This is a genomic window from Arcicella aquatica (assembly GCF_034928825.1).
Taxonomy (GTDB): domain Bacteria; phylum Bacteroidota; class Bacteroidia; order Cytophagales; family Spirosomataceae; genus Arcicella; species Arcicella aquatica.
Genome location: NZ_JAYFUL010000053.1, coordinates 1 through 12,598, shown reverse-complemented (window position 1 = coordinate 12,598; position 12,598 = coordinate 1). Strand labels below are relative to the sequence as shown.

Here is a 12,598-nt window from a genome sequence, read left to right as displayed (position 1 = left end):
CGGCTTTCAGATGAAAAATCAATGAGTATAAAATAAAAAGGTTGATATTGAAAGCACTAATCGCTTCTAATATCAACCTTTTAAAAATTATATAAACTAGTTGTATAACCTACTCAACCTCAATAACAACCCCAGCCGTTTTTGGGTGAGATACACAAGTAAGGATATAGCCTTGTTTAATTTCCTTCTCCGTAAGTCCGTCTTCTTCGTCCATGTGTACTTTTCCAGCCACACATTTACCTAAACAAGCAGTACACATCCCTGCCTGACACGAATATGGCAAATCAATATCTTCACGCAAGGCAGCCTCCAGAATCGTTTCATGGGGCTTTACCAGTACTTCATATTCATTGCCTTCGTATTGAATCGTCACAGTTTGTGCTTTGATAGAATCATCTTCTTCCTCTACAAGGATTTCATGTGAACCTACACTTCCAAAATGTTCTTTATGAATATTTTCCGTAGAGACATTAAACATCTTCAACGCATTTTCTACTTGTTCCATCATTCCTTCTGGTCCGCATAGGTAGTATTCAGCTTTGGCAATATCAATAGCAAGGTCTTGCTTCAAGAAAATTACCGCTGATGCTTGATTGATACGTGTTTTGTAGCCCGTCCAAGTATAAGAAGGCTTCGTAAGTATGTGTAATACTTTGAACCGACCTTCATATTTTAGCTCTAATTCGATTAATTGTTTTCTGAAAATAATATCTTCCTCACTTCTTGAGCCATATACCAAATATACTTTTGAGCCTTGTTCTACAGGTAAAACAGATTTCAGAATAGACATCAAAGGCGTAACTCCAGACCCTCCACCAAAAAGCACGATAGTACGCTCTTTCATCGGGTTTGGTTCAACCACAAAATGCCCCATCGGTTCCATCACCTCGATAGCATCACCTACTTTTACTGAGTCGCACAGATAATTAGACACTAAACCACCAGGTACACGCTTTACAGTTACTGCAATAGAAGCATCTTTATTAGGCGAACTTGACATAGAGTAACTTCTACGCACTTTTTGTCCATTAATAACAGGTATTAACGTAAGAAATTGACCAGCTTTGTAACTAACAGATTGATGTACAGGGTGCCAAAAAGTAAAGGTTTTTGTATCGGGCGTTTCGTCGATGATTTCTTTTACTGTGAGATGAAAATATTTTACAGACATTTTATGATTACGAAATATTTTATGGAATAATATTAATCTAATTAGATAACTGAAATTTAGCCTAGGAGTTTTACCAAGACTAAGTTATAGCACTACAAAGGTAATGAAGAAAATACTTTTGGACACATTCTAGACTGAGAATCACACAAAACAATATATCTTGCTTTATGATTTTGGTGTAGGAAAAATGTGTATTTTCCGTTGATTTCCTCAATGTTATCAGCATAATCCCTAAAATTATTTGATGTTTATGAAGCGTTTCCTTACTTGTTTGATGTTTTTGGTAGTTATTATTTCTTTTTCGTGCAGTACTAGCAAAGTACGGATGAAATCCACTGCTCGATTAATTCAACAATCAGAAGTGTTTTCTCAAAACCAAACAGGTGTTGTTTTTTATGATATAACCGAACAAAAGACTGTATTTGAACAAGAGGCAAATCGTTTTTTTATGCCTGCTTCCAATACCAAGCTCTTTACTTTTTATGCTAGTCTAAAAACCTTAGGAGATTCTATTCCTGCTTTTCATTATCAAGTTACTGGCGATTCTTTAATTGTTTGGGGAACGGGAGACCCTTCTTTCCTTCATCCAGATTTAGCTAAAAGCAAAGGATATGATTTTTTGAAAAGTCGCCCTGAGAAAATATACTTCTCTAATGATAATTTCACAGGTTCATTTTTTGGACAAGGCTGGGCTTGGGATGATTATAATGATGATTATGCGGCTGAAATATCAGGATTTCCTATTCATGGAAATGTTGTAAGATTCAAAGCTAATGGACAAAATACATTAAATGTATCACCAAAATTCTTTGAAAATAAAGTGTACGAATGGTCGAATACCAATAGCTTTTCTATTCAGCGTGACCTAGGCGCTAATTTGTTTAGTCATCCAAGCCTTCAAAAAATGAAGCCTACTTTTGAACAAGATGTACCCTTCAAAACTGGTTTAGATATTACTGTTGCTCTATTGAGCGATACATTAAAAAAAGAAGTGACTTTGATTAATAAAGCCTTGAATAAATCTGCCAAAACATTTTATAGCCTTCCCGCAGATAGTTTATACAAAAGAATGTTACATGTAAGTGATAACATGATTGCAGAACATCTAATGGTACTGAATGCTGATGCTTTGACGGGAGAATTGAATGTAAGCAAAGGGATTGATGCCGTGAAAAAGAAATTTATGACAGACTTGCCAGATGTTTCAAGATGGGTAGATGGCTCTGGACTTTCACGTTATAATTTATTCACACCAAGAAGTATAGTGAAATTATTGCAAAATATTTACCAAATCGTGCCACAAGAAAGACTTTTTCAGCTTTTACCAGCCGCTGGCAAATCGGGTACGTTGAAAAGTTTATCGTCTACAGAAAAGCCATTCATTTTTGCTAAATCGGGTTCTTTTAGCAATAATTATAATCTAAGTGGTTATTTGGTTACTAAAAAAGGTAAAGTGTTAATTTTTAGTATTATGAACAATAGCTTTATGAAACCAATGTCAGAGATTAGAAAAGAAGTAAGTGAAATCCTGACAGAAGTACATGAGCAAAACTAAGTTTACTATTTTAATTCATAGACAATCTGAGAGTATCTGCGGGCTACAGGAATGATAAAATTGCTTTCGGTAAGGTGTAATTTATAGCCTTGGGCATTGCCCGAAACACGTTCAACTTTGTCGAGATTCACAATAAAAGAGCGATGACAACGAACAATTTGTTTTTGTTGTGTCTGACTTTCTAAACGGGTTAAGCTACTTCTGATTAAATCCTTTTTAAAATCTTCGTTTTGTTTAAATACCACGGTAGAATAGTTATCACTTGATTCAATGTAATAAAACGAATCAGTATTCAATTGAATTTTGTCTTTTCCATTTTCGGCAATCAGGTTTATTTCATCTGACTCATCATGTATTGCGTGTTTTTCGGGAAGATGACTAGGTTGCGGAGGTTTACTGTATTGTTTTAAATAATAAATGTAATTGATTAAAATAATCGCTGTGGCAGGAAAAACGCCCAGCACAAAAGTGTAAATAATCATTGAAATAAAGCCCAATAGATTAAAACCATTAGAGAAATAATGTTGTGAGTAAAGGATGTTGATAGCCGTAATTGAGCAAAAATTGAGTGCTACCATGAATATCTCTCTCCCGACAGTCCACTGTTCTTCTTGAAAAAACTTTGGAAAAAGCCTTTGAATACCAAAATAGATAAAAAGCATCATCGCAGTAGTAATGATGCCAAAGCCTGAGAGTAATAAGTTTTTTTGAGGATTCTGCCAATTGGCAATACCAAATGGCTCGAAGAAAATTAAGAAAGATGAAATGAAAATACCTGCCCCGAACGACAAAAAAAGCTTGCGTCTAGTAGAATCGTTATGCGGATAGGGTTGTCTAAGAATCTTTAACATTTGTAATAGAATCAATTACGGTTTAGTTGTTAATTAATCGATTACAAAATTAAGAAGAAGAAAGGCTAAATAATTGCAAGAGTGGAATAATACTTAGAATATGTGTGGGAATTATATTTGGTTAATATCCCAAAAACAATATTTCATTTCGTAAGACCTTACTTTTCTTGTCTTGACACAAGAAAAGTAACCGCGCGGCGGACCGCAAAAGAAAGTCAAGAAATTCCAATCGCATCGGCGAACCGACTCGCTATCGCTCAAACAGTGGAATTTCACTAAATGCTGACGCCTAAATAGCATAAAACTTTTTGAGATAGAAATAAATTACTTAAAAATTATCCTCTGCATATATTTTTAATATGCAGAGGATAATTGATTAAATAATAGGATACTCTTTTAATACCTCTCTGGCAATGACAATTTTTTGAATTTCGGATGTTCCTTCACCAATGGTACAAAGTTTGGCATCACGATAGAATTTTTCAACAGGAAAATCTTTGGTATAACCATACCCACCAAATATTTGCACAGCGTCCGTCGCTACTTCTACAGCTACTTCTGAAGCGTAAAATTTTGCCATGGCGGCCTCTTTGGTTAAATGTGTACCTTCCATTTTAAGGTCGGCTGCATGGTGCGTCATCAATTCTGCTCCATGAATTTTAGTCGCCATTTCTGCCAATTTAAAACTGATGCCTTGAAAATTGGCAATAGCTTGTCCAAATTGTTGACGTTCCTGTGCATAACGAGCCGCAGCTGCCATTGCACCTTTGGCAATACCCAACGAAAGGGCAGCGATAGAAATTCTACCACCATCTAAAATCTTCATGGCTTGCTTAAAACCATCGCCTTCATTTCCTAAGCGGGCAGATGATGGTACAATACAATCTTCCAAAATCACCTCGGCCGTTTCAGAAGCACGCATACCCAATTTATTTTCTTTCTTGCCAAATTTCAACCCAGGGTTTGAACGTTCTACAATAAAAGCGGTAGCGTTGTCTTTTGTTCCAGACTCTCCTGTACGTGTCATTACAACGACTATGTCGCCCGATTTACCGTGTGTAATCCAACATTTAGCGCCATTGATGATATAATTATCTCCTTTGCGACGAGCCACACACTGCATTCTAGCGGAGTCTGAACCCGTGTTGGCTTCGGTCAAGGCCCATGCACCAATAAAATTACCAGAAGCAAGTTGGGGTAAATATTGCTTTTTTTGAATTTCTGAACCAAATTGTAAGATATGATTGGTGCACAGTGAATTATGAGCAGCAACCGACAAGCCGATTGAGCCACAAACCTGTGCGATTTCGTCGATAATGGCAACGTATTCGTGGTAGCCTAAACCTGCTCCGCCATATTCTTCGGGGACGAGTACACCCAAGAAACCTTGTTCGCCCAATTGTTTCATTAATTCAATCGGGAAAGTCTGGGCTTCGTCCCATTCCATGATATGAGGCCTTATTTTACGTTCGGCAAATTCTTTGGCAGTTTGTCGGACTAATGTTAATTGTTCTGATTTGTACATTTTTAATGTTAAATTGTTTGTTGAGATTGTTTAAATGGAAATAAAAAGGGCTTTTTTGTCATAATTTCTTATGATAAAAAACTGTTATAATATAAAATTATTCCTTTAGATTGTTGTAATTTAATAATATTGAAATAGAAATAATGATGTAATATCTAAAAATAATTTTATTATGCAACAACCTAAAATGCATAGCATTAGGATAGAGCCACTAGGATTGGGTGTGGTAAAGCTCGTGTTTGGTAATCCGCCTACTAATTCAATGTCTATTGTACTTTTGGAAGAATTAGCAATAGCCATAGAAAACTTAGGGGAACAAGAGGAAGTACAAATCATTATTCTGCAAAGTGAAGGAGAGAGAACTTTTTGTTCGGGAGCAGATTTTAATGAATTGATGGCAATCAATGATAGAGATGCTGGCAAAATATTTTTTACAGGTTTTGCAAAAGTGATTAATGCTTGTAGAAAATCTCCTAAAATAATTATTGGACGCATTCAAGGGAAGGCTATTGGAGGAGGGGTAGGCCTAGCCGCTACTGCTGATTATTGTTTGGCAACCAAGTTTGCTGCCATCAAATTAAGTGAGCTAACAATAGGAATAATTCCTGCCGTGATTGAACCTGCCGTTGAACGAAAAATAGGACTTTCCTCATTTGCCACATTGGCGTTGAATGCCACAGATTTTTTTTCGGCTAATTGGGCAAAAGAAAAAGGCTTATTTATGGAGGTATTCGAAACGGTAGATGAAATGGACAAAGCCATCATTGATTTGGCCACACGCCTATCTTCCTACAATCCAGCAGCGCTAACAGCGTTAAAGAAAATCTTTTGGAAAAATACTGACCATTGGGATACACTTTTAGAGGAAAGGGCAGAAATCAGTGGAAAACTTGTACTGAGTAGTTTTACTAAAGAGACCTTACAAACCTTTACACAGCAGCATTGATTATCTCCATGCCCTAAATAGTATAATTTGAAGGCTGGATAGTTTATTTCCTTTTTATGATATTTAAAGTAAATATTATCAGTTTTTAGCTTTGTATATATTTGCGATTTTATACCTATTAAATGCCTTTTTTGATAAGAAATATTACTTAGTTTTAATCTTCCAATTATTTAAAAATAATTACTCAAAGGTTTCTGGAATCTTCAGTAATTTTTTGTAATATTTGAAGAAGAAATATAACTTGATTTTCTTAAAAAACGCAAGTTCTTTCTATAGTTATAGTGTTTTGGAGAGCATCATTTTTTTTTAAAATAATTGTTTTTATAGAAATCCCCTAAAATTCCAAATATTAAATTTTGAAAAAAAAATCTAACAAATTTTCAATTCTTAGGATATTACAATAAATTTGAATAGCGGAACTATTTTACCGTAAAATAATTATATAAGACTTTTTTACATTTAATTTTGGAATTTTACATGGATTTATTAGTTTTGTCCAAAATTAAATGCTCTATAATTCCAATTACCCAAATTACGATGCAAAATGGAAGATTATAATAAGATAATAGAATCGCTCGGCGTGAAGTTTATTAAGTCACGTAACATTAGAATATTACAACCTATCCGTATCAAAAACTTTTATGATGTAGAAAATACACTCTTGATTTTGTACAACGGTGAGGTTTCTTTTGGTGAAGAGGCTATCCATGCTGAGGTTGGCGACATGCTTTTTATCCCTGGAGGTAAGATGCTTTCGATAACGTATGGTAGTGCTGATAAACCAAAGGCTATTTCAAATGAAGAATTTATGACTCACAGAGAGTCTTATTTTGAATATAACCTTGAACCATCAAGAATTGGCCAAATCGAAAACTCTTTCGGGATGGTTGCTTTTGAAGCAAAAGTTTTTGATTCGGTAAACTTCTTTACTTCTTTAGATATTCCTCCATTCTTAATCAAAAGAGACGACAAACTAGCACACATGTTAGCGGAAATTTTGAAAGAAGATATGACGGATATCCTTGGAAAAGGACGTGTTATTAAAATTAAAACGGAAGAGATTGTTATCGAAATTATTCGTTACATCATCAAAAACCGTTTGTTTGTTGAACAATTAGCAACAAACAGTACTTATTTCAAAGATCCACGCTTAATTGACATCTTTGCTTATATCAAAGATAATATCGGTGGAGACTTGTCAAATAAAGTATTAGCAAACGTTGCAAACGTTTCTGAAGACTACGTTGGGCAATATTTCAAGATGTTGACAGGTATCAATCCACAAGATTATATCGAATATCAAAGAATGGAAGCTGCCGTAGGTTTGTTAAGAACTTCTAAGAAATCTATTCGTGCCATCGGTGCTGATGTAGGTTATAAAGATACTGCATATTTCTGTCGTCGTTTCAAAATGATGTTTGGTATTCCAGCAGGAAAAATGAGACGCAGAGAGTCGTTAATGAATTTGTAATAAGGAGCTTTCGGACTTCGGATGTCAGCTTTCGGCTTTAAGTCTTTGCTTTAGCAAGTTTTATAAAAATTGTTTTGATATTAAAAAAGCCGCTGAATCAAATTCAGTGGCTTTTTTAATGAGTATGTTTTTTTGCATAAAATACGTAGTGGTAACCCTTGCGGTTACCGTCTGGTGCTGATACAATAAACGGTAACCGCGAGGGTTACCGCTACGGGTAATTTCTGCTATTTCTATTGATATGAAAGCTCTATTAATAACAGAAACTTTATTAAGAAATACTCGTAAAAATAAAAGCTTCGCAGAAAATCCTGCAAAGCTTTTATCATAATTCTATAAAGCCTACATCCGATATCCGAAGTCTGAAAGCTACTATTTAAAAAACTTCAATTTCACTACTTCTCTTTCTGACAAGAAACGCCAAGTTCCTCTTGGTAAATCTTTTTTGTCTAAGCCAGCAAAAGTAGTTCTGTCAAGTTTCAATACTTCGTATCCTAATGATTCAAAAATACGTCTAACAATTCTATTACGACCCGAGTGGATTTTGATACCTACTACCATTCCATCTGGCGTAACAATTCCTAAATCATCCGCTTTTATTTCACCGTCTTCTAAAGTAATACCTCCTTTAATTTTCTCGAAATGCTCTTGTGTTAAAGGCTTATCCAATTCTACTTGGTATAATTTTTCAATTTCGTTTGAAGGGTGAGTCAATTTATCTGCTAATTCACCATCGTTTGTTAACAATAATAGACCTGTCGTGTTTCTATCCAAACGACCTACAGGGTAGATACGTTCTTCACAAGCATTTTTCACTAAATCCATTACAGTTTTACGGTCGTTAGGGTCTTCAGTTGTAGTGATAAAATCTTTAGGTTTGTTTACCAACACATAAACCATTTTCTCACGATTCAACTTTTTACTACCGTACTTAACAATATCCCCTGGCTTTACTTGATACCCCATTTCAGTAACTACCGCACCATTTACTCTGATTTCACCCGCTTTGATTAAATCATCAGCTTCGCGACGAGAACAAACACCAGAGTTAGCAATATAACGATTCAAACGTACCTCTAATGATTGCTTCTCTGATTTTTCAATCAATTTCTGCACTTTTTTAGGAGCAGCGTCTTTGTATTTATCAAGCTTGTAGCTTGGCGTCCATTTATCAGACTGTTCTACAGGTCTGTGTGCTTTAAATAGATTGTCGCCTCCAAAATTTGCTTTGGCTGAACCAAATGTTTTTTCGGGTCTTTCGCTTCTACTTTTTTTTTCAAAACTTCCTGCATCTGGGCGTGGTTTGTTAAAGTCTCCTTTATCAAATCTTTTGCCAACAGGTTTTCTTTTATCTACAAACTCTTTGCGTTCAAAAGCTGGTTTATCACCTTGTGGTTTAAAATCACGACGCTCTGAGTTAAATTCTCTTTTTTCACCTTGTGGTTTGAACTCACGACGTTCACCAGAATTGAATTCTCTTCTTTCACCTTGTGGTTTGAATTCACGACGTTCGCCCGAATTAAATTCTCTTCTTTCACCCTGTGGTTTGAACTCACGACGTTCGCCAGAGTTAAACTCTCTTCTTTCGCCTTGTGGTTTGAACTCACTACGTTCCCCTGAGTTGAACTCTCTTCTTTCGCCTTGTGGTTTGAATTCACGACGTTCACCCGAATTAAATTCTCTTCTTTCACCTTGTGGTTTGAACTCACGACGTTCTGAGTTAAATTCTCTTCTTTCGCCCTGTGGTTTGAATTCACGACGTTCACCCGAATTAAATTCTCTTCTTTCGCCTTGTGGTTTAAATTCACGACGCTCACCCGAGTTAAATTCTCTTCTTTCACCTTGTGGTTTGAATTCACGACGTTCACCAGCGTTAAATTCTCTTCTTTCACCTTGTGGCTTGAATTCACGACGTTCCCCTGAGTTGAATTCTCTTCTTTCACCTTGTGGTTTGAACTCACGACGCTCTCCTGAGTTGAATTCTCTTCTTTCACCTTGTGGTTTGAATTCACGACGCTCTCCAGCGTTAAATTCTCTTCTTTCGCCTTGTGGTTTGAACTCACGACGCTCACCCGAGTTAAATTCTCTTCTTTCACCTTGTGGTTTGAACTCACGACGTTCACTAGCGTTAAATTCTCTTCTTTCGCCTTGTGGTTTGAATTCACGACGTTCCCCTGAGTTGAATTCTCTTCTTTCACCTTGTGGTTTAAAATCACGGCGTTCAGAGCTAAACTCTCTTTTTTCACCCTGTGGTCTGCGTTCTGCATCACCTCCGTAAGTCCTTCTTGCAGGCACTTCACGTCCTAATTCGCGGCTTAACTCGTCTTTTCTTTCACGAGTTTGTTGTCTTCTTTCGAAGCCCAAATCTTCTTTTTCGATTCGCTTTCTCATTGTTAATTTTATCAACGATTTTAGAAATATTGTCTGTTCTAAATCGCAGATGTCTTAGTTAAAATATTGCAACATCACTGCTGTAAAATAAATTTTTTAAGCTACTTGTTCGTGAGGTAAAATATTACTAAATAAAAAATAAGTTATTCACTTTCAGAAACTTAAATACTACCTTTTAGTAAAAGGCTCGCAAAGGTACAATAAATTTTATATTTTAGATACTTATTAAAGTACAAATTTGTAAATATTTTTTTTGATGATTTTTTTAGTAGCATTTATAGGTAAATCATAGCGTGTTTTTAGATAAAACAGATGGCTCGTAGAGGTGATTTTTTAGATTTTAGTTTGCTTTGATTCCTCACGCTAAATTAAAATCTATTAAGTACAATCATTTTAGACAAAAACTCGTTTATAAAATGGTTATATTTACCGTAATGCTGAATGTTTTCAGTTTTATATTAATACCAAGCAAAGACAATAATTAAAGTTGAAACTTAGTAATGAGCTGAATGCCCAGATACGAGGTTCTCAGATTAATCAAATCAATTCTCTTAAAGAAAACTATGCAAAAATTTCGTCAACTTATATCTCTTTTCGCAGCGGTTATCTTGTTGAATAGCTGTAATTCAGCATTACAATCGTTTAAAAAAGGTCAGAAAAAATTTGACAATGGTGAATATGAACTAGCCATTAAAGAATTACAAAAGGCATCTGCAGCAAATTACGAATTGGGTAAAACAAATTATTTAATTGCGGAGTCTTATCGATTATCCAATCGTGCGATTCTCGCAGGTGAATATTACGAAAAAGCATTGGCTGCTGGGAGTAGAGAAAATGATTTGCGTTATCATTTAGCGACTACTCAGAAAATGCAGGGTAAATACCAAGAAGCTGCCCAAAATCTAGAGAAATACCTTTCTGGCGTGCCTAGTAAAATATATAAAAACAAAGCACAGGCAGAAATAGACCAGTTAGAAGAAGTAGAGGCTTTGGCCAATAAAAAAACGTATATTGAATTAAAGCCATTGAATATTAATTCTACAGGAGCAGAATTTGCACCCATTATTCAAGGAAATGATTTGATTTTTACGGCTTCACGCAAAGATATTATCTATAAAAATAATGGCTTGCCTTACTTAGGATTATACAGAGCTTCGCTGAACAGTCCAACCGAATTAGGAAACCCTTCGCTTTTTAGCACGACAATCTTTAAAAATAATGCGAATGAAGGAACGCCAACATTTTCTAAAGATGGTAAAACGATGGTGTTTGCTAGAGGAAATGCAGGCAAGCGTTCGGACGAATCACCAGATGTAGATTTATACATTTCAAAAAATATAGATGGCGTTTGGACAGAACCCGAAATGATTTCAGTGTCTGACTCACTAGCTTGGGACGGTTGTCCGTCTTTCTCGGCCGATAATAAAACACTTTATTTTGGGTCTAACCGTGCTGGAGGAAAAGGAGGAATAGATTTATATCGTGCTAATATTGATAATGCAGGAAGATTCGGCAGAGCCATTAATTTAGGCTCAGATATTAATACCGCTGGTGATGAAATGTTCCCTTATGTTTCTTCGGATGGAAAATTATATTTCTCTTCAGATGGACATGCAGGACTAGGCGGTTTAGACTTATTTATGGCTGTTCGTAAAAATGGAGAAATCACGGTAGAGCATTTAGGGATTCCATTGAATTCCCGGTTTGATGATTTTGGGTTAGTAGCCATTGATTCTACAAAAGGATATTTTGCCTCAAACCGAGATTCAGGGAAAGGAGATGACGATATTTATTATTACGAAAATACACAGCCTGATAAAAAGTACGATGTACCAGTAATTGCTAAAGAAACGCCTAAAAAGAAAATTATCCGTTACTTTTTGGCAGGAAGCATTACCGATATGAATAATCAGCCCCTTGACGAAGTAAAGGTGGCAATTATTGATAATTCAACTAATCAAGCGATTGATGAGATTTATACCAAAGCAGAAGGTACGTTTGGCAAGGTGAAAATGGAAGAAGATAAATCTTACACGATTGTAACTGAAAAGAATGGTTATTTTACCAAGCGTGAGCCCTTTACGATGGTTGGGAAATCAATACCTTTAGAACTTTTAACCAAAGCGGAAACAGATACTACTTTCTATGCATCAATAAAATTAGATAAGCCAGAAGTAGGAAAAGAGATTACGAAAATCTTCCAAATCGCACCAATTTATTATGATTTAGATAAAGCTAATATTAGAAGTGATGCTTCGCCAGAATTAGATAAAATCGTACAAATCTTAAATGATAACCCAACTATTAAGCTAGAATTAGGTTCGCATACTGACTCCAGAGCAACAGCAGAATACAATGCTAAATTATCGCAACGAAGAGCAGATGCAGCAGTAGCCTATATCATTTCAAAGGGGATTGCTCCATCCAGAATTGTCGCGAAAGGTTATGGCGAAAGTCAGCTAGTAAACAAATGTGCTGATGGTGTAAACTGTACAGAGGAAGAGCATCAGCTAAACCGTAGAACAGAATTTAAAGTGTTGTCGGTGAAGTAATAATCGACTATTAACTAAAAAAGAGGCTGTCCCAAAAGGATAGCCTCTTTTTAATGGTCAATTTTATAGAACGCTATAATTTTCCATTCCTAATTTTCTAAAGTCGAATTTGAAGAATTCTAAATATTTTAAGAGA

Annotated in this window: 8 protein-coding genes; 4 read left to right on the top strand and 4 right to left on the bottom strand. The window is 35.6% G+C overall.

The window, feature by feature from the left end; translation table 11 throughout:
* Positions 1-109 precede the first annotated feature (109 nt).
* On the bottom strand, positions 110-1,171 hold the full coding sequence (locus VB264_RS21445) for a ferredoxin--NADP reductase (protein WP_323252843.1): 1,062 nt from the start codon (positions 1,169-1,171) through the stop codon (positions 110-112).
* Between the two features lie 250 nt (positions 1,172-1,421).
* Between VB264_RS21445 and dacB the strand changes: the two genes are divergently transcribed.
* On the top strand, positions 1,422-2,726 hold the full coding sequence (dacB, locus tag VB264_RS21440; RefSeq protein WP_323252841.1) for a D-alanyl-D-alanine carboxypeptidase/D-alanyl-D-alanine endopeptidase: 1,305 nt from the start codon (positions 1,422-1,424) through the stop codon (positions 2,724-2,726).
* Between the two features lie 5 nt (positions 2,727-2,731).
* On the opposite strand, the gene VB264_RS21435 is transcribed toward dacB, so the two are convergent.
* Both VB264_RS21435 and VB264_RS21430 read right to left on the bottom strand, forming a co-directional pair.
* Positions 2,732-3,577, bottom strand: a complete 846-nt coding sequence (locus VB264_RS21435) for a LytR/AlgR family response regulator transcription factor (RefSeq protein ID WP_323252839.1) — start codon at positions 3,575-3,577, stop codon at positions 2,732-2,734.
* Positions 3,578-3,953: 376 nt separating this feature from the next.
* The gene (locus VB264_RS21430; RefSeq protein ID WP_323252837.1) at positions 3,954-5,102 is read right to left on the bottom strand and encodes an acyl-CoA dehydrogenase family protein; all 1,149 of its coding nucleotides are present in this window, start codon (positions 5,100-5,102) and stop codon (positions 3,954-3,956) included.
* 172 nt (positions 5,103-5,274) lie between these two features.
* Between VB264_RS21430 and VB264_RS21425 the strand changes: the two genes are divergently transcribed.
* Together VB264_RS21425 and VB264_RS21420 are read left to right on the top strand one after the other, a co-directional pair.
* The gene (locus tag VB264_RS21425; RefSeq protein WP_323252835.1) at positions 5,275-6,048 is read left to right on the top strand and encodes an enoyl-CoA hydratase/isomerase family protein; all 774 of its coding nucleotides are present in this window, start codon (positions 5,275-5,277) and stop codon (positions 6,046-6,048) included.
* 544 nt (positions 6,049-6,592) lie between these two features.
* Positions 6,593-7,519 carry a helix-turn-helix domain-containing protein gene (locus tag VB264_RS21420; RefSeq protein WP_309921905.1) on the top strand — a complete coding sequence of 309 codons (927 nt, stop codon included), beginning with the start codon at positions 6,593-6,595 and terminating at the stop codon, positions 7,517-7,519.
* Positions 7,520-7,891: 372 nt separating this feature from the next.
* On the opposite strand, the gene VB264_RS21415 is transcribed toward VB264_RS21420, so the two are convergent.
* Positions 7,892-9,910 carry a pseudouridine synthase gene (locus VB264_RS21415; protein WP_323252832.1) on the bottom strand — a complete coding sequence of 673 codons (2,019 nt, stop codon included), beginning with the start codon at positions 9,908-9,910 and terminating at the stop codon, positions 7,892-7,894.
* A 563-nt stretch (positions 9,911-10,473) separates the two neighbouring features.
* Here VB264_RS21415 and VB264_RS21410 point away from each other — a divergent pair.
* Positions 10,474-12,462: an OmpA family protein gene (locus VB264_RS21410; RefSeq protein ID WP_323252830.1), complete on the top strand. Its 1,989-nt coding sequence runs from the start codon at positions 10,474-10,476 to the stop codon at positions 12,460-12,462.
* Positions 12,463-12,598: the final 136 nt, after the last annotated feature.

Bases quoted from the DNA above. Each gene is read 5' to 3' on its own strand.
- VB264_RS21435 (WP_323252839.1), bottom strand. From the start codon at position 3,577: ATGTTAAAGATTCTTAGACAACCCTATCCGCATAACGATTCTACTAGA.
- VB264_RS21445 (WP_323252843.1), bottom strand. From the start codon at position 1,171: ATGTCTGTAAAATATTTTCATCTCACAGTAAAAGAAATCATCGACGAA.
- VB264_RS21415 (WP_323252832.1), bottom strand. From the start codon at position 9,910: ATGAGAAAGCGAATCGAAAAAGAAGATTTGGGCTTCGAAAGAAGACAA.
- VB264_RS21420 (WP_309921905.1), top strand. From the start codon at position 6,593: ATGGAAGATTATAATAAGATAATAGAATCGCTCGGCGTGAAGTTTATT.
- VB264_RS21430 (WP_323252837.1), bottom strand. From the start codon at position 5,102: ATGTACAAATCAGAACAATTAACATTAGTCCGACAAACTGCCAAAGAA.
- VB264_RS21410 (WP_323252830.1), top strand. From the start codon at position 10,474: ATGCAAAAATTTCGTCAACTTATATCTCTTTTCGCAGCGGTTATCTTG.
- dacB (WP_323252841.1), top strand. From the start codon at position 1,422: ATGAAGCGTTTCCTTACTTGTTTGATGTTTTTGGTAGTTATTATTTCT.
- VB264_RS21425 (WP_323252835.1), top strand. From the start codon at position 5,275: ATGCAACAACCTAAAATGCATAGCATTAGGATAGAGCCACTAGGATTG.